This window comes from Patiriisocius marinus, assembly GCF_008974325.1.
Classification (GTDB): domain Bacteria; phylum Bacteroidota; class Bacteroidia; order Flavobacteriales; family Flavobacteriaceae; genus Patiriisocius; species Patiriisocius marinus.
Map to the genome: position 1 here is coordinate 626,625 of NZ_BKCG01000001.1, position 23,490 is coordinate 650,114.

The 23,490-nt window shown below is 33.1% G+C and carries 17 protein-coding genes; 10 read left to right on the forward strand and 7 right to left on the reverse strand.

Going from position 1 to position 23,490, the window contains the following annotated elements:
* Positions 1 to 133: 133 nt before the first annotated feature.
* Positions 134 to 850, forward strand: coding sequence for a flavodoxin family protein (locus GBH57_RS02770; RefSeq protein WP_151672520.1), 717 nt, complete (start codon positions 134 to 136; stop codon positions 848 to 850).
* A 5-nt stretch (positions 851 to 855) separates the two neighbouring features.
* Here the strand turns inward: GBH57_RS02770 and GBH57_RS02775 are convergent, their stop codons facing one another.
* The 3 genes from GBH57_RS02775 to GBH57_RS02785 are packed head-to-tail and all read right to left on the reverse strand — an operon-like array spanning position 856 to position 4,472.
* Positions 856 to 2,679, reverse strand: a complete 1,824-nt coding sequence (locus tag GBH57_RS02775) for a GNAT family N-acyltransferase (RefSeq protein ID WP_151672521.1) — start codon at positions 2,677 to 2,679, stop codon at positions 856 to 858.
* Between the two features lie 57 nt (positions 2,680 to 2,736).
* The gene (locus GBH57_RS02780; protein ID WP_151672522.1) at positions 2,737 to 3,993 is read right to left on the reverse strand and encodes an aspartate kinase; all 1,257 of its coding nucleotides are present in this window, start codon (positions 3,991 to 3,993) and stop codon (positions 2,737 to 2,739) included.
* On the reverse strand, positions 3,993 to 4,472 hold the full coding sequence (locus GBH57_RS02785) for a GNAT family N-acetyltransferase (protein ID WP_151672523.1): 480 nt from the start codon (positions 4,470 to 4,472) through the stop codon (positions 3,993 to 3,995). Before GBH57_RS02785 ends, GBH57_RS02780 begins: the two co-directional genes overlap by 1 nt.
* 83 nt (positions 4,473 to 4,555) lie before the next feature.
* Between GBH57_RS02785 and fbp the strand changes: the two genes are divergently transcribed.
* The 5 genes from fbp (at position 4,556) to GBH57_RS02810 (ending at position 9,012) form a co-directional block, all read left to right on the forward strand.
* A complete protein-coding gene (fbp, locus tag GBH57_RS02790; protein ID WP_151672524.1) occupies positions 4,556 to 5,560 on the forward strand; it encodes a class 1 fructose-bisphosphatase in 1,005 nt (334 codons plus the stop codon).
* A gap of 66 nt (positions 5,561 to 5,626) precedes the next feature.
* The gene (locus GBH57_RS02795) at positions 5,627 to 5,977 is read left to right on the forward strand and encodes a fructose 1,6-bisphosphatase (RefSeq protein WP_151672525.1); all 351 of its coding nucleotides are present in this window, start codon (positions 5,627 to 5,629) and stop codon (positions 5,975 to 5,977) included.
* A gap of 40 nt (positions 5,978 to 6,017) precedes the next feature.
* The gene (locus GBH57_RS02800; protein ID WP_151672526.1) at positions 6,018 to 6,845 is read left to right on the forward strand and encodes a cell envelope biogenesis protein OmpA; all 828 of its coding nucleotides are present in this window, start codon (positions 6,018 to 6,020) and stop codon (positions 6,843 to 6,845) included.
* Between the two features lie 173 nt (positions 6,846 to 7,018).
* Positions 7,019 to 7,507 (forward strand): Rab family GTPase, encoded by a 489-nt coding sequence (locus GBH57_RS02805; protein ID WP_151672527.1) that lies wholly within the window; start codon positions 7,019 to 7,021, stop codon positions 7,505 to 7,507.
* Positions 7,507 to 9,012, forward strand: coding sequence for an ATP-binding response regulator (locus tag GBH57_RS02810; protein ID WP_151672528.1), 1,506 nt, complete (start codon positions 7,507 to 7,509; stop codon positions 9,010 to 9,012). The genes GBH57_RS02805 and GBH57_RS02810 overlap by 1 nt, the downstream gene beginning before the upstream one ends.
* 6 nt (positions 9,013 to 9,018) lie before the next feature.
* Here the strand turns inward: GBH57_RS02810 and GBH57_RS02815 are convergent, their stop codons facing one another.
* Positions 9,019 to 9,444: a TerB family tellurite resistance protein gene (locus GBH57_RS02815; RefSeq protein WP_151672529.1), complete on the reverse strand. Its 426-nt coding sequence runs from the start codon at positions 9,442 to 9,444 to the stop codon at positions 9,019 to 9,021.
* A gap of 263 nt (positions 9,445 to 9,707) precedes the next feature.
* Between GBH57_RS02815 and GBH57_RS02820 the strand changes: the two genes are divergently transcribed.
* From GBH57_RS02820 to pdeM, 4 genes are read left to right on the forward strand one after another with little or no spacing between them, the layout of a single operon-like run.
* Complete coding sequence (locus GBH57_RS02820) at positions 9,708 to 10,736, forward strand: ligase-associated DNA damage response exonuclease (protein ID WP_151672530.1); 1,029 nt, start codon at positions 9,708 to 9,710, stop codon at positions 10,734 to 10,736.
* Positions 10,733 to 12,349, forward strand: coding sequence for an ATP-dependent DNA ligase (locus GBH57_RS02825; protein WP_151672531.1), 1,617 nt, complete (start codon positions 10,733 to 10,735; stop codon positions 12,347 to 12,349). The genes GBH57_RS02820 and GBH57_RS02825 overlap by 4 nt, the downstream gene beginning before the upstream one ends.
* The gene (locus tag GBH57_RS02830; protein WP_151672532.1) at positions 12,346 to 14,805 is read left to right on the forward strand and encodes a ligase-associated DNA damage response DEXH box helicase; all 2,460 of its coding nucleotides are present in this window, start codon (positions 12,346 to 12,348) and stop codon (positions 14,803 to 14,805) included. Before GBH57_RS02825 ends, GBH57_RS02830 begins: the two co-directional genes overlap by 4 nt.
* A gap of 19 nt (positions 14,806 to 14,824) precedes the next feature.
* Positions 14,825 to 15,460: a ligase-associated DNA damage response endonuclease PdeM gene (pdeM, locus tag GBH57_RS02835; RefSeq protein WP_151672533.1), complete on the forward strand. Its 636-nt coding sequence runs from the start codon at positions 14,825 to 14,827 to the stop codon at positions 15,458 to 15,460.
* A 122-nt stretch (positions 15,461 to 15,582) separates the two neighbouring features.
* Here pdeM and GBH57_RS02840 read toward each other — a convergent pair whose 3' ends face one another.
* The 3 genes from GBH57_RS02840 to GBH57_RS02850 all read right to left on the reverse strand — a co-directional run bounded on the left by GBH57_RS02840 (position 15,583) and on the right by GBH57_RS02850 (position 23,467).
* Positions 15,583 to 17,295, reverse strand: a complete 1,713-nt coding sequence (locus GBH57_RS02840; protein WP_151672534.1) for a 3-coathanger stack domain-containing protein — start codon at positions 17,293 to 17,295, stop codon at positions 15,583 to 15,585.
* Positions 17,296 to 17,350: 55 nt separating this feature from the next.
* Positions 17,351 to 22,348 (reverse strand): zinc-dependent metalloprotease, encoded by a 4,998-nt coding sequence (locus tag GBH57_RS02845; protein ID WP_151672535.1) that lies wholly within the window; start codon positions 22,346 to 22,348, stop codon positions 17,351 to 17,353.
* Positions 22,349 to 22,510: 162 nt separating this feature from the next.
* A complete protein-coding gene (locus GBH57_RS02850) occupies positions 22,511 to 23,467 on the reverse strand; it encodes a hypothetical protein (protein WP_151672536.1) in 957 nt (318 codons plus the stop codon).
* Positions 23,468 to 23,490 lie beyond the last annotated feature (23 nt).

Sequence of the window (23,490 nt, forward strand, 5' to 3'; positions counted from 1 at the left end):
TACATACAGTGTGCTTCAAAGGGATTTATATCGTAAAATTTCAGCTTTGCTATAAAACCTTAAGATTTTGTTATGAGACAACTTTACCTTAGTGACCTATCTTTAAGCTTATTATAAAATTAAACTCTAGACTATGTCCCAGGCAAAACCAGATTTCAGCAACCTTAAAGCATTATATATTAATTGTACTCTCAAGAAGTCGCCACAAATGAGTCATACCAAATCACTCATGGATGTTTCTATAAACATTATGCGTGATGAGGGTGTTACTGTTGAATACTTGCGTTTAGTAAATCACGATGTGGCTTACGGTGTCTATCACGACATGAAAGAACATGGTGTTGAGACTGATGAATGGCCAGAAATATTTAAGAAAGTAGAAGATGCAGATATTTTAGTTATTGGAACTCCTATATGGTTAGGTGAAAAATCGTCTGTAGCTACAAAACTTATTGAAAGACTTTACGGAGAAAGTGGTAACAGAAATGAAAAAGGACAGTACTATTTTTATGGAAAAGTAGGCGGTTGCATAATTACAGGTAATGAAGATGGAATTAAGCATGTGGCTATGGGAACACTTTATGCAATGCAACATATAGGCTACAGTATTCCTCCGCAAGCAGATTGCGGATGGATTGGTGAAGCTGGTCCTGGACCAAGTTATAATGACGAAGAAAGTGGTGCAAAACAAAATGACTTTACAAATAGAAATACGACGTTTATGACGTATAATCTACTTCATCTATCTAAAATGCTAAAAGACCAAGGTGGTTATCCAGCATATGGAAACTCTAGAGGAGACTGGGATGATGGATCTAGATGGAATTTTGAGAATCCTGAATACAGATAGAATTATTACTTTGTTGGAGATTTATTAGAACCATTAGCATAGTTTTTTTCTAACTCTGCTTGAAATTCTTCCATAACAGGTTTTACCGTACTTTCTGGCAAATCTGCAATACGAATGTACATCAATCCGTCTATTGCATTATTAAATAATGGATCAACATTAAATGCTACAACTTTTGCGTTTTGCTTTATGTACTTTTTGATAAGTACAGGCATCCGTAAACTTCCTGGTTCAACCTCGTCTATAATTTTATCAAATTTATTAAGATCTGCAGCACTTGCATCAAATACAAAGTCTTTATCTGCATCTTTTAATTTAACTTTATATTCTTTTTTAGGGTTGATATATTGAGCAATATATGGGTCGTAGTAATTTGACTTCATAAATTCAATCATTAATGATTTAGAGAACTCAGAAAACTTATTACTGATACTTACTCCACCAATAAGAAAACGGTGTTCTGGATAGCGTAATGTCGTGTGTACAATACCTTTCCAAAGTAAAAATAGTGGCATTGGCTTTTGTTGATATTCCTTGATGATAAAGGCACGTCCCATTTCAATAGACTTACTCATCATATCATATAATTCGGGTTCAAACCTAAACAGATCTTGAAGGTAAAACCCATCAATACCAAACTGTTTAAATATTTTAGCCCCTAATCCCATTCTATAGGCACCGGCTATTTTTTTAGCTTGATTATCCCATAAAAACATATGATGATAATAAGAATCAAATCTATCTAGATCAATCGCCTTGTTGGTTCCTTCGCCAATTTCTCTAAAAGTAATTTCACGTAAACGACCTATTTCCTGCAATATATTGGGCATTGAAGCCGCCGTAGCTAGAAATACCTCGTAATTTTTACTTTCTAAAAGTCTTTTTTCGTCAGAGCGCAACTTATCAACTTCTTTCTCAATTGTAACTTTAGAAATTTCTCCAGCAATCTTTTTAGGTGCTTTAGGAATTTTTAATTTTGAAGGAATATTTTCAAGTAATTTCTTTTTCTCAAACGGATTTGAGAGCATATAAGTTTTCTTTCTTAAAAATGCTGAAAAATCTTCGATTGATTCATACTCAGATTGATTAGCAACACTTATAGGGTTTCCAATTCTTATTTTTATTGTTCGTTCCCCTTGCGTTAGTAACTCTGAAGGTAACTTAGCTGTGCGAAGTAAATCGCTCATTGAAGCTAAGCTGTAAAATGTCTTGCTATTTCTTGCATGAAAATAAATGGGAAGTACTGGTACATTTGCTTTCTTAATAATTTTTATCGCACTTGGCTCCCATTCTTTATCTACAATTTTATTATTCTCATCTCGAGCAGTAGAAACCTCTCCGGCTGGAAAAATACCTAATGGATGTTCTTCTTTTAAATGAAAAAGAGCTTGTTTAATCCCTAAAACGCTAGATTTTATTTCCTTTCGTGTTTCAAAAGGATTTACTGGCATTATATATTCCTTCAAAGGCTCAATACGATGGAGTAAAAAATTAGCAATTATTTTATAATCTGATCGATGTTGCAATAACAACTTCAATAAAATAATACCGTCAATACCACCAAGTGGATGATTTGAAATAGTAATAAATGCTCCTTTTTTAGGAATTCTTCTTAAATCTTCCTCCGGTATTTCAAATTTTACATCAAAATCCTTAAGTAATTTTTCAATAAATATTTCTTCAGAAAGATGCTTATTACTATCATACACTTTATTGAGAGTAGTAATTTTAAGGATTCGCATCAATGCCATGCTTATACCAGTTCCAATAAACCCAAGTTTATCGACTTTGATTGCTTTTGCAAATTCTTTAGTATTTACTAATCCCATTAAGTTAGCGGTTGTTTAATCAAGCTTAAAAACAAAGATACCAAAAAACCTTTGAGCCTAGTCTTTAATTACTAATTGCACTGTTTCTCTACTTTCTTGTTTAAGTAGTACAATTTTATTTTTTTCTAATTGTTTAATTTCCTTTGGTTCTGAATGTCTTACAGTGTAAAGTGTTACATTTTCGTTCCAGCTTACTTTAAATTTAGAACGAAGTTTAGACAATAATGGCTCTAAGTTAGCATACTTATTATCTACAACTACCGAAAAACTAATAGCACTATTCTGTATCAATTCTACTTTCATTTTATAGAAATGTAACCATTTGAAAACATCGCCAATACGGTCTTCCATCATAAAACTAAAATCTAATGATGATAATGAAATAAGTACTTGATTTCGTTTCAAAATAAAACAAGAAACTGCAGGATCGAGTGTCGTTCCTTTTCCCACACAAGTTCCAGCATTTTCTGGCTCATAAAATGATTTTACAAATAGTGGAATTTCTTTTCTTTGCAGTGGTTGCAATGTTTTAGGGTGAATAACTGAAGCCCCATAAAATGCTAATTCAATAGCTTCTCTATACGAAATGTGATTTAGTAATGTTGTTGTGCTAAAGTATCGAGGATCTGCATTTAAAACTCCAGGAACATCTTTCCAAATAGTAACACTATCTGCATTTAAACAATATGCAAAAATTGCTGCAGTATAATCACTCCCTTCCCTACCTAAAGTAGTTGTAAAATTATTTTTAGCTTCAGTACCTAAAAATCCTTGAGTAATGGTAATTCCAGTCTTAGATACTGCAGTCAGAATTTTAATTTGTGAAGCCTGCCAATCTACATTTGCATCTCTAAATGAATCATCAGTTACAATACACTCTCTTACATCTAATAGTGTATTTGAAATATGTTGCTCATTTAAAAATGTTGAAACTATTAACGTTGAAAGCATTTCGCCATATCCCACTACTTGATCATAAACAAAGGCATGATTAGTCGATTTATTAGTTTTTAAAAAACCGCGTAATCCATCTAATATTTCTTTGATATCACTAAAAATTAAATGCTGTTTATTTTTAAAAATATCAATAGATATATTTATATGAAATTGTAAAACTTCATTAATTGCTAATTCTAGAGCATCTGGCGATTTAAAATATGAATCAACCACCTTTTCAAGTGCGTTTGTCATTTTACCCATTGCTGAAATAACGATAACAAGATCTTTTTCATCACATTTAGTGATGACTGTTGCTACATTCTTAACTCCTTCAGCGTCTTTAACTGAAGCTCCTCCAAATTTGAAAATTTTCACTATTCTTTTTCTAAAAAGTTTGACAATCCTTCTTCATCCATTTGTACTAAATACCAATCTTTTAATAAATTGGCTCCGGTGCTTTCATAAAAATTAACGGCTGGCTTATTCCAATCTAAAACTACCCATTCCACTCTTTTTACACCGTGATCGTTTGCAAATTTCATAACCTGTGTATACAAAGCCTTACCTACACCTAAACCACGTTTATTTTCCTTTACAATTAAATCTTCTAAATGAACCGTTTTACCTTTCCAAGTTGAAAATCTGAAATAACAAATTGCCATACCAACAATCTCGTCATCCAAAATCGCAATATAGCAATAGAACAATGGATTATTTCCAAAACCATTTGCAATCAAATCGTCTGTGGTGATAGCAACAGCGTTAGGTTCCTTTTCAAAAATGGCAAGCTCTTTGATTAAATCAAGAACTGCAGGCATATCTTGAACTGATGCTTTACGTATATTTAATTTCATTAAAAGTGGTTTTGAGTAGCAAATATCGGTTCAATTTCTTAAAAATAGCGATATTTGCTATAAATTCACGACAACCAACCATAATGGCAAACAAAAATCAAACACTAGGAGAATTTATTATTGAAAACCAAACTGAGTTTAAATACTCTTCTGGCGAACTTTCACGTTTAATAAATTCAATAAGATTAGCAGCTAAAGTTGTTAATCATGAGGTCAATAAGGCTGGGTTAGTTGATATTCTGGGAGCCGCTGGTGACACCAATATTCAAGGTGAGGACCAACAGAAACTAGACGTATATGCAAACGATGTTTTTATAAAAACATTGACAAATCGTGAAATTGTTTGTGGTATAGCTAGTGAGGAAGAAGATGATTTTATTACCATCATAGGAAGAAACAAAAAAAACGACAATAAATATGTTGTGCTAATGGATCCCCTTGATGGCTCTAGTAATATCGATGTTAACGTTTCGGTAGGTACTATATTTTCTATCTATCGCCGTATTACACCAGAAGGAACTCCGGTTACTTTAGAAGATTTTCTTCAACCAGGAAACAAACAAGTTGCAGCTGGATATATTGTTTACGGAACATCTACTATGATTGTTTATTCCACTGGTCATGGTGTTAATGGATTTACATTGAACCCTGCAATTGGTACTTATTATTTATCTCACCCAAATATGCAATTTCCATTAGATGGAAATATATATTCTGTAAATGAAGGTAATTATGTTCATTTCCCACAAGGAGTGAAAGACTATATTAAATATTGCCAACAAGAAGAAGGTGATCGCCCTTATACATCTAGGTATATTGGTTCACTTGTGTCAGACTTTCATAGAAATATGATTAAAGGTGGTATTTACATGTATCCAAATACAAGCAAAGACCCTAAAGGGAAGTTGCGATTATTATATGAATGTAACCCTATGGCTTACTTAGCAGAGCAAGCTGGAGGTTTGGCTAGCGATGGTCATATGCGAATTTTAGATATAACCCCTACAGAACTTCATCAAAGAGTTCCTTTTTACTGTGGAAGTAAAAATATGGTAGAAAAAGCTGAACATTTTATGAAAAACGCATAATTACATTTTTAATAGCCTCAATTACAGCTAATTTTATTAAGTTTATCCTATTGAATAAAAATCTCTATGAGTAAAAAGACTAACACACAAGACCAAGAATCGATACAAGATTCAAGTTCAAAGATTGAAGCAATCAAAAACCTCATCTTTGGTGAAAACATACAACAGTATGGTTCCGAGTTTGAAGATTTAAAAAAGGTTATTGATAAGCAAAAGGCCGCTCTCGAAACGTATATCGAAGAAATAAGAGGCGAACTTATGCAAGCTATTGATTCATTAAGTACAGATGTAAATATTCGTATTACTGATCTAGAAGACTCAATGAACGAAAAAACAGAAACACTTACAAAACAAAAAGTAGACAAAAAGGAATTAAGCAAAATGCTCATTTCACTTGGCGAAAAAATAGGTGCTTAAAATTTCGGCTCAATTTAATTAGTTTATTGAAAATCTAAATATGCTGCAACAAGAAGAGGAAAAACTACAACTCCTTAGAGATCTCCTGTTAGTTGATGACAGGGAAGTTGCAAGTGCTGTGAACGAAAAACTTGAGGAGATAGCTTCTACTATTGAAACACAAGCAAAACTTTCTGAAAAAATAAACCCTATAATTGAGGCTCGTCTTAAAGAGTTTGTGACTCAAATTCCCGCTTCTTTGGGACCCGTTATCACACAAACACTTAAAACACAGATTCAATTTAGTAAAGACGAAGTTGTTGAAGCGTTGTACCCTATTTTGGGTAAAATGATTAAAAGATATATTGCAAATGAAATTGCAAAACTTTCTGAATCCATCAATCAAAAAGTGAATAATACCTTTTCAATGGCATCTTTCAAACGAAAAATGAAATCTAAATTTTCGGGTGTTAAAGAAAGTGAAATTATGTTGAGCGAACTAGATGCTCCTAAAATCAATGAAGTTTTCGCTATTCAAAAAGGGTCTGGAATTTTATTAGGAAACTATAGTTTAAGTAGTAAAGTTGATAAGGATATGGTAAGCGGAATGCTTACTGCCATTAAAAGTTTTGTAGAAGATGCATTTGAAGGCGGAGCTCAAAATTTAGAATCTATAGAATATGAACTCTATAGTATTCATATTCAAAATTTTCACACATACTATATTGCCGTTGTAATTTCAGGAAGTTATACTAGAGCTTTTGAAAGCGATTTAGAAAATAGCCTTTTCAAGGTATCAGAAAAATTATCATCAAAAATTAATACATTATCAAGATCTGAGGTAGATAGTATTTTAGAATCCCTTTTCAAAAGTTGGCAATCTAACTAATGTAAAGGTTTTTGAGATAAAGCGACTATAAAACCACTTTTAGTACCATAAACCATCATTAAAATAAGCTATACGAGTAAAATGGCCTTTTGAGAAATTATTCAATTGTATTGAATAATTAAATACAGAATTCTATTTTAAGAGTATATTTATATTTTTAAATTTAAAAAACAATGTCACACCCAAAAAAAATTGTAATTCTCGGACATTTCGGTGTTGGAAAAACAAGTTTAATACGCCAATTTGTTGATTCACAGTTTAGTGAAGACTACCTAGTTACAGTAGGAGTTCATGTAAAGAAAAAATCTGTTACAATAGATAACAATGAAATTACATTAGTAATTTGGGATATTGAAGGGAACACTTCTATTGACAAAGCAAGAAAATCGTACCTATTAGGATCGCACGGTTTTATTTACGTTTTTGATTTAACTAGACCAGAAACTTATGCTAATCTTAAAGATCAGCTTCATTATTTAAAAGAAGAATATGCTAACGTACCTGTTGTAGTACTTGGCAACAAGGCAGATCAATTTGGCACAACAGTTTCTAAAGAATATTTTAGCACAAAGGAATTTGAAGATTGCCTATTTACTAGTGCATTAACGGGAGAAAATGTTGATAATGCTTTTGTTAAACTCACTAAAAAAATTATAGAATAATGAGTTTAAGCAATATAAAATCTAACTTTTTAAAGAACAAAATACAAGTATTACAAATTGATACTGAAGGAACAATTCTTGAAAGTGACAATAGTTTATTTGTAGTTGATAACGGCACTTCTATTGTAGATTTACATCCATTTTTCTATACCATAACCCCAGAACTTGAAAACTTAGAAAAGGCAATTAGCTATCCTTGTGTTAATGTTGAAATTGGTAAAGAAGAGAAAATAATTGACATTGAAGTTAAAAAAATAGATACTGAAATCTTTATAACAATTATTGATTTCACCCAGCACTACCAAGACTCGCACCCACTAGTTCAAGAAAAAAATGAAGCTTCTATAGCTAAAAACAAACTAGCTTTTGAGAGAGAGTTATTGTTTGCTAAAGAAGATTTTAAAAATAGTTTTCTAGCGCATTTAAACCACGAAATTAGAAACCCTCTTAATAGTCTATTAGGATTTACAGAGGTTTTATCTAAAACAAACTTAACATTTCAGCAAAAAGAAACTGTTAATGTAATCACTAAAACTGGAACACACATAAAAGTTTTAATGGATGATCTTTTAGATATCTCTAATATTGAAACTGGAATTTTAACTATAAAAAATATTCCTTTTAACCTTAACAATATTGTAGTCAATATTGTTAAGCACTTCCAGATTAAACAAAAAGATTCAAATATTGAACTAAGTTATGAAATTGGTAAAAAGGTGCCTGCTAAGCTTTTTGGAGACCCGACAAGACTAAACCAAATTTTATATAATCTATTACATAACGCTTACCATAATACCGAAGAAGGAACCATTGTTGTTAAAGTAGTTAACAAAACCCCAGGAGAGTCTACTGCATTATTAAACTTTATAATTAAAGATACAGGAAAAGGCATATCTAGTAAAAATCTAGATAAACTCTTCGACTCATACGTTCAATTAGAAGTAGAAAAAATAAAACCCTTAGGACAAGGATTAGGATTGAAAATAGTTCAAGACCTTGCACAATTAATGGGTGGAGAAGTAAGCGTAAAAAGCGAACTAAACGAAGGAAGTGAGTTTTGCGTTGAAATTCCTTTTAAAACCAGAGAAAAAGCTTCAAAGAAAAAAACTGTAGCAAAAGGATCTGGGCTTTTATTGAGCAAACGAATACTTGCCGTTGAAGATGATCAAATAAGTCAAATGCTTTTAATGAAACAATTTCTATCTGACGATAGTAGTTGCTACCTTGAAATAGCAGCTGATGGTGCTCAAACTAAAGATCTCTTAGAGAAAAAACAATACAGTGCCATCATTCTAAAGCGAAAAATTAAAGATATCTCTGGACTAGAGTTGATTGAATATATTCGTAATCACCCTAATCCTAAAATTTCTGAAATTCCAATAATTGTTGCAACGGGAATGGCAATGATCGAAGAACAAGAAGAAGCATTAGCTGCCGGAGCATCTGCTTTCTTAAAGAAACCATACACTCAAAAGGAACTATTTAAGTTGCTTGAAAAGCTGTAATTACTATTACTTTTTGTTAAGTAGGTAACGGTAATCCTCAATATCAAGTCCACCTTGATAAATCTCTATTGAGCGCTTAATTAATTCTGCAGCAAGCTTATCAGTATACCCTAAACCTGTAGCGTATTTTTCAATTAAATGACGCTCTTGCTCATCAATTTCATGATCTGCAAAAATCATCTCAAATAAATCATGCATACGCTCTAAACGGCGATCTGCATCGTTGGGTGGGTTGATTGGGTATTTGTTAGGATTTTTCAATACCTCTTCATACTCAGACTCATCAATATCAAGTTTTCTAGCAAAACGACGAAGTAATTTTTCCTCTTCAGCATTAAGTGCCCCATCAACTGAAGCAATATTTGCAATCGATGCAAAATGGCCTAAGTTACGTTTGTGTTCTCCACTCTCAAATAAATCTGTAAATGACATAGTATAAATTTTATCCTGCAAATATAAAACAAGCACAAAATATTTCAGCGCAAAGAGAAAGAATCTTTTATCATTATTTATACAAAAATAATTCTGCTTAAAACAACCTAATTAATTACTACTTCGGAAATATTAAAACCATTAAACTTTTCTTAATTACTAAATAACTAAGGGGTTTATTAGGTAATTTTAAAGAACATTTCAGAAAAACACCGCGAAATTATAGGTCTTTTTTAATTAAATAATACGATACGAAATAGTTTATGCAAGAAACACCACTACTTATATTTAATGACAACGGTATCTACTGCAGTCAAGCAGAAGTTTATATTGATGCTTGGAAACCAGTGGATAAATGTATCATTACTCATGGTCACGCAGATCATAGTCGATGGGGACATAAAAACTATATCACACACACCAAAAATGTACCTATAATAAAACATCGATTAGGTGAAATTAATGTAACTGGAAAAGACTGGGGAGAAACTTTCACAATAAATAGTGTAACATTTAGCTTGCATCCAGCAGGACACATTGTGGCATCTAGCCAAGTAAGAGTTGAATACAAAGGTGAAGTTTGGGTATTTACAGGAGACTTTAAAACCGAAAACGACGGCATAGCAGAGCCATTTGAACTCGTTAAATGCAATACCTTTATAACGGAATGCACTTTTGGGTTACCCGCCTTTAAATGGACGCCACAAGCTGAAGTCTTTACAGACATCAATAACTGGTGGGCAACTAATAAAACCGAAAACAAAACTTCTATAATTTTTGGGTATAGTTTAGGTAAAGCACAACGAATCTTAAAACATCTGGACACAAGTATTGGTAAAATTTATACGCACGGTGCTATTGAAAATATGACTAACGTCCTGCGGGAAAATTATAATTTTCACGAAACAACCAGAATTACTCGAGATACTACAAAAAAAGAACTTTTAGGCAATATCGTTATTGCGCCACCTAGCGCACATGGCGGTACTTGGATTAGAAAAATGGTACCTTACGTTACAGCTAATGCTAGTGGATGGATGACTTTTAGAGGCGCAAGAAGACGTCGCGCAATAGACAAAGGATTTGTACTGAGTGATCACGCAGATTGGGACGGATTACTAAAAACAGTAAAAGAAACTGGTGCCGAAAAAGTTATTGCTACTCACGGTTATACCGAAATTTTCTCAAAATATTTAAGAGAGGAAATGGGACTTGATGCTAGAACCGAAAAAACACAATACGAGGAAGAAAGCGGAGAATCAGCTAAAAAAGAAGGAGAGGTAGCCGAATGAAAGCATTTGCAACACTCATAAAAAAACTAGATAGCACTAATAAAACAAATGAAAAAGTAGCTGCACTCACCGCTTATTTTAATCAAGCAAATGAAGACGATAAGCTATGGACAATAGCCATACTCTCACACCGCCGCCCAAAACGTCCAGTAAACACAACCCTTCTAAGGCATTGGGCTACCGAAATTAGCAACGTACCCTTATGGCTTTTTGAAGAAAGTTACCATATTGTTGGAGATTTAGCCGAAACCATAGCACTCATATTACCCACTAAAAATTCACTTTCAGAAACTTCCTGTGAGACATCTGTAGATAAGTCACTCACAGAATATATTGAAGAGATCATAAAGCTTAAAACGCTTGAAGAAAAGCAAAAAAAAGAATACTTACAAAGTACCTGGCTCAACCTTAACTATTTTGAGCGTTTTGTGTTTAATAAAATTATTACCGGAGGATTTAGAATAGGTGTAAGTCAAAAATTAATGACCCGAGCTTTATCTAGAGCCACTGAAATTGATGAGGATATATTAGCGTATAAGTTAATGGGAAATTGGACACCTGAAACAACAACATATCAAAAACTAATTCTTGAAACTAATGAAGAGGATTACCTGAGTAAACCATACCCATTTTATTTAGCTTATGCAGTAGAAAATAATTTTCAAGAAGATTTAGGCAACATTAACGAATGGAGTTTTGAGCATAAATGGGATGGAATTAGAAGTCAAGTCATTATTAGAAATGATGAAGTTTTTGTTTGGTCTCGAGGAGAAGAACTCGTAACAGACAAATATCCCGAATTTCAGAAATTCCTTACTAATATACCCAATGGAACAGTACTTGACGGAGAGATTTTACCTTTCGGAAATAACCAAATCGGAAATTTTAATGACCTTCAAACTAGAATTGGTAGAAAGAATATTTCAAAAGCATTATTGGAAAAAACACCAGTGATATTAAATGCTTATGATCTTCTTGAATGGGAAGGAGAGGATATTCGTCAAAAACCTTTTTCAGAAAGAAGAAAAATTCTCGATACATTAATTGGAAATATAAACAGTGAAGAAATTGGCCTCTATCTTAGCGAGACAATGCGTTTTAACAACTGGGACGATGCCGCTAATGAACGCGAACTATCTAGAGAAAAACGAAGTGAAGGGTTAATGCTAAAACGTAAAGACTCCCCTTATTTAGTGGGAAGAAAAAAAGGCGATTGGTGGAAATGGAAAACAGACCCGTTTACTATTGATGCTGTTTTAACCTATGCTATGCGTGGTCATGGTAGACGTGCAAACTTATATACTGATTACACTTTCGGCCTATGGAATGAAGGCAAATTAGTCACATTTGCAAAAGCATATTCAGGATTAACAGATGCCGAATTTAGACAAGTTGATGCTTGGATAAAGAGAAACACTTTAGAGCGTTTTGGCCCAGTTAGAAGTGTTACACCACATCATGTGTTTGAAATTGCTTTTGAAGGAATTGCAGAAAGCAGCAGACATAAAAGCGGAATTGCTACAAGGTTTCCAAGAATTTTAAGGTGGCGAAAAGATAAACCAATGGAAGAAGCGAACACCTTAGACGATTTAAAAGCACTCATCCCCAAATGAAACAAACCGAACTCATAAAAATAGCTTCAAATTGGTTTCAAGAAAAAAACTGGAAACCATTCCCATTTCAGAAAAAAACTTGGAAAGCTTTTTTAGATGGTAAGCACGGATTGTTAAACGCACCAACTGGGAGCGGGAAAACTTATGCTCTTTGGGTTCCTATTGTATTGCAATACATAAAAGACAACCCTAATTATAAAGAGAAACACACTAAAGGAATAAAAGCCATTTGGATTACTCCATTAAGAGCCTTATCGGTCGAAATACAACAATCTGCCCAACGTTTTGCTGATGAATTAGGCACTGGTTTAACTGTAGGAATTAGAACAGGAGACACCCCTCAAAGTGTACGAGCGAAGCAAAAAAGAAGTATGCCAGATTTGCTAATTACTACGCCAGAAAGTTTAATGCTTTTACTTGCGAGCAAAGGGTATGAGAAAATGTTTAAAACACTTACTGCAGTTGTTGTAGATGAATGGCACGAGCTACTTGGGAGCAAGCGTGGTGTACAAATGGAGCTTGCACTTTCAAGATTAAAAACGGTATCACCTCAACTCCGAATTTGGGGTATTTCTGCAACGATAGGTAACTTAGAACAGGCGCAAGATGTTCTTTTAGGAATGAACCAATCTATAAAAGAGCATTCGGTTTTAATAAAGGCAAATCTTAATAAGAAAATAGTAGTCAAATCTATCATCCCTAAAAAGATGGAAACCTTTCCTTGGAGAGGACATATTGGACTACATGTGCTCGACCAAGTTATTCCAATTATTAAGGCTAGTAAAACAACATTGATTTTTACAAATACTCGAAGTCAGTGCGAAATTTGGTTTCAGAAAATACTTGAAAAATATCCTGAGTTTGCTGGCGAAATTGCAATGCACCATGGAAGTATCAATAAAGAAACACGCCTTTGGGTAGAACAGGCAATTAGAAATGAAAGTCTGAAAGCAGTAGTCGCAACTTCAAGTCTAGATTTAGGAGTCGATTTTGCACCAGTTGAAACTATTATCCAAATAGGAGGGCCAAAAGGAATCGCTAAATTTCTTCAACGTGCAGGACGAAGTAATCACCGTCCAGGTGAAGCTTCTGTTATACATTTTCTACCTACTCATGCGATGGAATTAATAGAGGCATCAGCCCTAAAAAGAGCTGTGAAAGAAGATGTAATGGAAGACCGCATTCCATATTTAATGAGTTATGACGTGCTCATTCAATACCTTGTTACACTTGCGGTGAGTGATGGTTTTATTCCTTCAGAAATATTCCCTGAAATTAAAAACACTTTCTGTTTTCAGGGCATCACTGACGAAGAATGGCTATGGTGTCTCAATTTCATTACAATGGGAAGTCAAAGTTTACAAGCTTATGATGAGTACAAACGGGTAATTATTGATGAAAATGGAATCTATAAAGTTGAAAGTAGACAAACCGCAATGATGCATCGGCTTTCAATTGGGACTATTGTAAGTGACGCGATGGTACAAGTAAAATATGTGAGCGGTGGTTTTATAGGAACCATTGAAGAGTTTTTTATAGGAAAAATGAAACCTGGAGATGTGTTTGTTTTTGCAGGTAGAACATTAGAATTAGTACGTGTTAGAAATATGATTGCACAAGTTAGACGAAGTACAAAAAGAACTAGGAATATCGTTAGTTTTATGGGTGGTCGAATGGCGCTCTCATCTCAAATGTCTGAAATATTAAGACGCGAATTACAAAGTGAGGCGGATCATAAACGAAACACGCCAGAACTAAAAGCACTTAGCGGAATTTTTGACCGTCAGGAATTAGAAAGTATTGTCCCTGGAGAAAATGAATTTTTGATTGAAACATTTAAAACTCGTGAAGGGTATCATACTGTTTTTTATCCATTTGAAGGAAGATTTGTACATATGGCGATGAGTGGACTACTTGCATATAGAATTAGTTTACTACTGCCTATCACTTTTTCACTTGCGTACAATGATTATGGGTTTGAACTATTGAGCGATCAACCATTAGATGTACAGGAAGTGCTTGACAACAACCTATTTAGCACTGACTATTTATTTGACGACCTTCAAAAAAGCTTAAACAGTACTGAGCTTGCTCGAAGAAAATTTAGAGATATTGCTGTAATTAGCGGTATGGTATTTACGGGCTATCCTAGTAAACAAATTAAAACAAAACATCTACAGAGTAACTCTCAACTATTATTTGATGTTTTTAGAGATTACGAAAATAATAACCTTCTTTACATACAAGCTTTTAGAGAAACTTTTGAACACGAAATGGAAGAAGGTCGTTTACGCACTGCTTTAGAAAGAATCGCTACACAAAATATTATTTGGAAACAATGTGACAAAGCCACGCCGTTTAGCTTTCCAATTATTACAGATAGATTGAGAGAAAAACTATCTTCAGAAAAGTTAAAAGACCGAATTAAAAAAATGACATTGCTATTAACTAAATAGCTCATGTATCTTTGATGTCTTGACACATTTAATACAAATAAGAAAACAAGATTTTATCCTACACGCTTCTGGAGCAATTTTCTGGAAGAATCAGTCTATGCTTTTAATAGCAGATGTACATTTAGGAAAAGTCACACACTTTAGAAAACACGGCGCTGCAATACCTTTAATTGCGGCATATGAAAATCTCGAAAAACTCACTGAAGTTGTAAATTATTTTCAACCAAAAACAGTTTGCTTTTTAGGCGATTTGTTTCATAGTGTCCTTAACAGTGAATGGGAGGATTTCACAAAATGGGTAGAATATATTAAGTCTAATGTGATATTAATTAGCGGTAACCACGATATTATACCACAGTATTTATTTGAAGATATCGATGTGAAAGTATTAGAAGAACTTAAAATCAATAATTTCTATTTTACACATCACCCAACGGAACACGACACATTATTTAACTTTTGCGGTCATATTCATCCAGGAGTAAAAATGCGTGGAATTGGAAGACAAGTGATGCGACTTGCTTGTTTCTTCAAAACTAAAAATCAAATGATCTTTCCTGCCTTCGGAAATTTTACAGGAAAATACATTTTAGAACCAACAAAAGAAGATGAAGTTTTTGTTCTTGTAGATGACGAAGTGATTGCTGTTAGTTAGTAAAATAGAACTCTTTTCGATACTTAATATTTCGGCTAAATTATTATCATCAATAAAGGGAGTGCGAAATTAATAGTTCCCCAACTATTAAAGATCACCCCCTTTCAACCTAATTTAACTAACTACTTTCTAACTAACTTTTTTAGAACCACATTCCCGTTTACTAACATAATTTTTAGATAGTAAATACCTTCTTTTAATGTTTCGAGATTTAAACTAAACTCATTTTGAATTATGGAATTTGAATTGCTTTCAGATACAGTTCTTCCATCATGATTTGATAAGTTCCATGAGTGAACATTTCGGTTGCTTTTTATTTTTATTAGACCGTTTGTTGGGTTGGGAAAAGCGACAATTTGTTCCTTTTCGTTAAGTATTGATAATTCATTTTTAGAGGGAGTTGCCTTATTTGGATGAAACCTCCCTGCAGAACAATCTTCTATAAAAGCCCTAAAACTAGATCCAGCTTCAGCATGGAAGTCAGGACTTAAAGTTATCTTTAAACCAGCATTATATGCAGCTACAGCATTATTATGAATAGAATTTGTAGCTATAATAGTGCTTGATGCTTGTTGACTATCTGTTTGTCCTTGTTGTACGTCTTGACTAATAGGAACATTTTCTTGACACCCTAGCGCTTGCGTTTGAAATGGAATTAACTGTGGTAAAAGCTTAGTGTTTTTATTGTGTCCAAGATTAATTTGGCTTTCAACAAAACCCGCTGCTGCCCCAAAATTATTTGGGTTATTTATTACATTTAAGGTTGTACTATTTAAAGAATTTGGTAAATAGATTTTGCCATCAATTGCTAATCGCAATGTATAATGCTTATATCCTAAGCCATCAGAACCTGAAAGATTCGTTACAAAGGGAGCATTTAAAATGTTATTTAAATCAAATTGAAACAACTTATCTGAGGTAGTACTTATTGCATTTGAGTTTGCGTATAAATAGTCTCCATTAGGAGAAAATGCTACTGAAAAACCATACCCAAAAAAGAAGCCACTATAATCAGAGTCTTTAATTGCATTTGTATAACTAATAGCTCCAGTAGTGGTATTAAAGTCATACAAATGAATTTCAGAATGATAACCACTTCCTGGATATGAATAGTTGGTAAAATAGGCAATTTTACTCATGTCTTGAGAAATACTCATTCCTGAACCTCCAGTATCTACTAATTCTAAATACTGTTGTTCACTATAATGCCCTTCAGCTTCACTAATAATTGGGTCTGATATTCCACTTGAATCTATTTTTAATGCAAAAAATTTGTCAAATGGATTAATTAGTAACCAATAGGACTCTTCATCTGCATGTTTTGCTACTGTCATATGATCTCTATAAGCCCTAGTTCTAACAATATTATCAAAATCAGGGTCATTAAAATCGTTTACAGACTCAAAAAGATTTAATTGTTGGTTTAGAATCTCGACCGTATTAGTTGTAACATTAACAATTGAATATTGATAATCTATAACTAGATATGCATTCAATTTACTAGTAAAAAGATAATATTTGTCTGTGTTATCTGGAAAAGGGACGATAACAATTGTTTTACCGCCACCAGTTAAAGTATTGTCACCATTAGTAAAATAGGAATTCTCATTCCATACGGAAACTCCATCACTATAAAACAATAAATTCCCACTGGCATCACTTGCTACGGCAGAGTGATGAAAATCTAGGTTTGTTTGTCCATTATTTAGAACTGATGTTGCACCATTAAAGTTTAATCCTGCACCGTTCCCAAAGTACCAATTTGAGTTTTCTAGTTGGGCAAATATTGTAGTAGAAAAGAAACATAGGAGTATTGTAACTATTTTATTTTTCATGAAAGTACGTTTTATTAAAGGCACCTTGATTACCAAAGTGCCTTTGTCTGAATGATTATTCAAATATGATTTTCTTATGTACTACTGCTCCTTCTTCTAGAGTAACCCTTAAAAAGTATAGGCCTCTAGATAACACTCCCGAATTAAATGAATGATTGTTAGAGTTAATATTCGCGCTAGTTTTAATGAGCCTACCTTGTGCGTTATACAATTGGTATGACACAATATCTAGTTTAGGATGAGTAATATTTACAACATCTTTAGCTGGGTTAGGATAAACACTAAGTTCGCTTTCTAAACCTCCATTAAGTATAATTTCTTCTTCTGAAATTTCAGCATTTGAATCTCTAGACGGACTTGGACTAATACACGCTTCTATATATGCATGAAAAATTGAACCATTTTGCGCATGAAACCCTGGTAATAAGTGGATTGATTCACTTGCTTTATATGTGGATGTTGCTCCGCTTAATATTTTATTAGTGGCAGTGATGTTCACATAATCAATATAATTTGGTTCTGCAGTTGCAGCACTAATATTATCAACAGGAGCTTCTAAGAAAGGGTCTGGCAATAGATCATCACAAGGATTACTACAATCAATATTTATATTATAAATAGTAGACTCACAAGTTTCACCAGTTTCGTTATTTACAAGATAGAAAAATGCATTATTACTTACAAAACCATCAGGATACGTTGTGATTGTTTCTTCATCAACAAGTAGTATTTCTTCTACAAAAATACCGACTGAATTATAATAAGAATAATACACTGCGTAGCAATCAATTATTTCTTGTGGGCAAAATATTGTGTATTCATCACAAGCTGTTTTATTGAAAGTAATACTGTCTGAAGCTTCGTCACAATCTTCACAAACAGTACTAAAACAACTTACATCTACTGTTATGGTTTTAGACTCTCTACACTTTCCTTTAATACCATCATCGTCAATAAATTGTAACGTGACATTTATATTAAATGTTCCATTCTCATCAATTTGAATTATGGTCTGACTCTCATCAATTGCACTTGTTACTGCTGGAGAAACTTGAACAGGATTTGTACTAATATTTACGTAGTTAGCACTTATAATATAACACCCTGTAGCATAATTATGATTAATAATAAAAACTCCACATTCATCACCACTTGGTTCTATTGTAATTGCAGCTGTAGTTTCTTCACAATCTAAACAGCAATCAATAGTTTCAATTTGAACTAACGTAGTTTCTAAACATTCATTTGTAGGATTAAAATAATAATTATGTACTCCTAAATCAGTTATATTTGGATTTGTATTCCAAGTACCAGTATTACCATTAGCATCGGTAGTTGGCAATTCAAATGTCGTGTCTCCAAGACAAATGGAATCAAATTCTGAAAACAAAACTGGTGCTATCTCAGTCCACAACAATTGTACTGGAGAAGTAAAAGCAACTTGATTTAACTCAGGGCAAATATCATTTAAACCACCATCTGGAATATCTAATGAAACCCTACGAATCCATATTTCTGCACCGCCTACAAAATCAATTTCAGTAAGCCCAGTTAAAAAAGTATTTGTACTATTTAAATCTGCACTTGTTTCTCCTACTATTATTGTTGGAGAACTAAAACTACTGTTAGTATCAAATTGCCATTGATATATACTACCTCCTAGTCCTGAGTAACTATAATCCCCATTGTCTGATACTGAAAACACATTACAAGCAGCTGTAGTATTAGTTATTCCTCCTGCCACCGGAATAGCTCTTATTTTAAAAAGGTGACTATCTAAACTAATATCGAAAATATTACCGGGAGTTGCCACACTACTATCAAGACAGTCATTAAAAGTTGAGTTTGCTCTTATAAAAACAGAATAATTTCCTGGAAATAAGGGCGTTCCGTCTGGTTCTACATTAGGAATGTTGAAGCTGAAATCAAATTGGTCTTCATTATACCCATCTGTATATTCTACCGTATGAGTTGCTAGTGTAAAAAAGACTCCGTTACCTGATATGATCGCAGAATAATTAATTTCACCACTTTCATCTAAATCTTCCTCATCTAATAATGCTTGATATATAACTTGATCTTCTTCACTTAAATCATAATAACAGCTAGGTCTAAAAATATTTGTTACAACTTTAGCTATCGCCGTTTCTTGAGTATAACACACTTCAGACGGCTCTATATCTAAAGACACATTAGAACGATAATTATTTTTATTGTAAAAAATAAACGACTCTCCGGGAATCCATTCTGAGTAACATAAATCATCCTGATATCTTACTTCTCTTGTTACCTTAATTGAGCAATAGGTACTATTTAGGTATTGGTTTGGTTTAAAATCCTCCCATTTTTCCCCATAATACTGTGGACCATCCGTAAAACTAACATTCCACCTATATGAATAACCAGAATGGGGCTCAGGAAAACAAGGGCTTGTTAATGCTAAACTGTATGTTGTTTCGTCATCTGAACAGGCTAAAAAGTATTTGTCTTCTATAACATCTCCACCTACAAAATTTTGATCATCGCATGCTGTTGGAGGCAGTACAGGGTCGTCATAATAATACCCTGGAGAAACTTGAAAAGCTTCACTAATAGTTTGATGCATCGTATTAAGCGTCAGCACATAATTATACGTTTGTGTTATATTATTGTTATACGTTTGAGTGTCCTCATCAAAATTAGTAATACAACTTGAAAGTTCAGTCAAATCAGTATTAGTTGGGTTTGATATAGGATTAAGAGGGGGACTATTAAACTCAGGGTAATCAACAGAAGATAATTCTACGTTTGCTAAATTATTATCCGTGTCTATTCCAGTAAATGGATACTCTTGTGCCGTCGTACTAAAACAACTACTTTCTCCAATAGAACAAGCCATATAAATGTCATTTTGTTCAACAGTAACATGTTGTGGCAACCCTGCACCTAAACAATCTATTGCAAAAAAGCCTACAGAATTATTGCTAATTTGAGAAATGTGACCCGCACCTGAACGTGCAAAAAAAGTAATCGTAATTTCTGTACTATCTAAACTGTCATCAATAGTAGACGTTGAACTATTAATAAATTCACTAAAATCAATATCTATAAACTCCCAAGACCTAGTAATATCATAAGGTGTTAAATCTATTGTTTGCGTGTTTAATATTTCGTGCTGATTTTGATATTCAGCATCTGTATTGTTAACTACTAAATCATTGTATGTATAAATAGACTCCTCATTTAAACTGCTAGTACCAACACTACCATCACCAATACTTATTTCATTCAAAACAGTATTAGGTTCTGTATCTGAAACCAAAGGATTGTTAAAATCATATGAACAAAACCACCCAAAAGTTGCAGGGTAGTAGTCTGAAAAAAGTTCATTTGGTTCCCTGTAAGTAAAAGACTGCGTTTGTTCTGTCATTCCAGCGAAATAAACCCTATACCTTGCACTTGCTTCAGTAGGTTTAAATGTATAACTCACATAAGTTGTTTCGTTTGAACCTAAATCATCTACGTTACTAATATCTGGACCAACTCTTAGAATATCTAATCCCACAGGGATATTTTCAATAATGTAATCGTGATTAAAAGTATCTGCAGGAATAATCTCTACATACTCTGGCGTTGTACTATTTCCATTTATTGTCCATCCGTGGTTATCTATTATTGTTTTACAACTAGTTGCACTAACTGTTGTGATTTGAAAATTATAATTTACAATACGTAAACATTCTTCAGGTGCGTTTGAATTTAAAGTAAGCTGTAAATTGTAATTTCCAATTGTAACATTATTAGGTATTGTGAATATCGTATTTGAACTAGAAGAAATAATTGTACTTGACTCTAGATTAATTAATTCCCAATTATAATTACTATCAGTTGTATTACAGTCAGTATTTATTAAAAATGAAACTGCATCTAAATCGTTGATTTGAATAGAATTAAATCCTTCAATTTCAATAGCACTATTATCAACAGCAATTATTGAAATTTCACAATCATTTATGTCGTCACACGTAACACAAGAGTTTGTATTGAGAAGCTCTTTTCTTGGGCCTTCAAAAGGATCAATAACCCATTGCATTCTTGAAATTTGATCTGGAGTAAATAAATCGCGACACGAACCATTATAATAATTCATATAATTACGAGTGATATTTTCAATTTGAGAATCGTCTTCACCAGAACATAAAGAATTTAATAGTTCCGTTTGATTACAAAAAGCTCCAGTTATTCCTGTTGCAGGCAAATGAGCAGGTGTATCAGGAATCATATCTCCATAGAAATAATCATTGTCATCTGTGTTCTCACAAAAGCAATCATCTTCTGCGTTATAATCACATAATCCAAACGTATGTAAAAGACCAAGGTAATGACCCATTTCATGAACTAGTGTTTTACTACTACCGTACATTTGATTTCTTTCAATAAAAATACCATCATAAGGATTATTTACACTTCCCGGTAAAGTAGAAAAACCCGCTACAGGTCCTTTTATTTGTGTTACCACATAAATATTTATATAGTTTTCAACTGGAAAGTATTTTCTAGTACTAGATGTTTCTACTTGACTTTCAGTCTCATCAATAATTCCAGTTTGATGTACTTCAATATCCATATCAAACAGAACTATATCAGTTTCATATCTAGTATCTTCAATTGCTATTGTTTCATTTAAAGCATCTTTTTTCGCTAAACAAAACTCAATATTTGTGCTTGAAAAATGTTGATTTAAATTAATAATAATATCACTATAATCATCCATTGAAGTTACAGGTAAGTAATTCTGTACAGGATCTTGACCTGGAGTAATTAAATCGTGAATAATAACAGTTAACTTAGATGGAGTAGCTGATATTCGATTGGTAGATTTGTTATCTTTCAGAAAATTAAAAGCATCCACATTTAATTTGTCAAAAGATCTTTTATACACAGCATTGTTTTCATATTCCTTAATATGTAAATAATCTGTCCCACAACCATCTATATCAATAGACTGAGCTGCGGAGAAGAAGAAAATAGTGAACGTAAAAACGAACGATAATAAATATTTTTGAGCCTTCATAATATGTAATTTTGAGAGGTTTATAGCTTAAATATTAGGCATAAGAAGCCCTTGTCCTTGGCTAAATTGCCAAAGCTTAAAAAGCACTATAAAATGTAGTTAATGAAAAAAGGCTGACTAATTAATATTAACCAGCCTTAAGTAATATGTAGAATAAAAGTATTACTCTTTCTCAGCAAGTTTTGCTTCTAACGTATTAATACGTTTTTCTTGCTCAATAGTATATAATGTAAGCTCTTCCACTTTTTGAAGAAGTAAGTTAGTCATTTCTTTTAATTGCATTCCATCTACTTTTTGCGCTGCTGCACTAGGTACTTCAGGTAAGTGATGATTTGCTTTTGTAAATGCTTCCACCTCTTCAAGTGTTGGCATAGTGTAGTCCTCTTTTAAAACAGACGACCCTGTATAATATTTTTGAAAAACGTAATCTGGAGCTACATCTTGAATCACCTCCACCTCTTCACATAAAATTTTGCCGTTAACGGTTAACAACTCTGTTGGGTTTGTTGTTCCAATACCAACATTACCATAATTTGAGTTACCGTGATGCCCTACTATACGAAAAACACTTACATTATCTTTGTTATACACTGTAAAACCTTGGTTGTCAGATATTCCATTACCTCCCTCGTCCATTTTGAACAAGAATCCTCCTAGAGCACCAAAATACATATCATCTCTAGAAGTACTATTAACAAAACCATCTACCATTTTAATTGTTCCTACTCCACTAGCATTAGTTTTGGACCTAACATTAATACCATCATCATTCATTACAGATAATCCAGCACTAGGAGCATTTGTACCAATACCAACATTACCGTTTGGTAAAAAAGACATAAAAGTATCATTATAAGCCCTACCAATATAACCTCGAGAAAAACTTGAAGTCCCGCCTGAAATAGCTCCCACCGCAGCAAAACTAATAAAGTTCTCAGTGTTATTATTATTTGCAATATGATAACCTCTTGCCCAACCACCTGTGTTAGTATAATCAACTTTAATTTTTACTCCGTATGCAGGGCTGTCTTTTCCTACTAAAACATCATCATGCTCAACTACTTGAGAAAAACAGATTGTTGAAATTAGTATAGATACTATTGGGATTAATTTTTTCATAATATGAGGTTTAAAAAGATTGT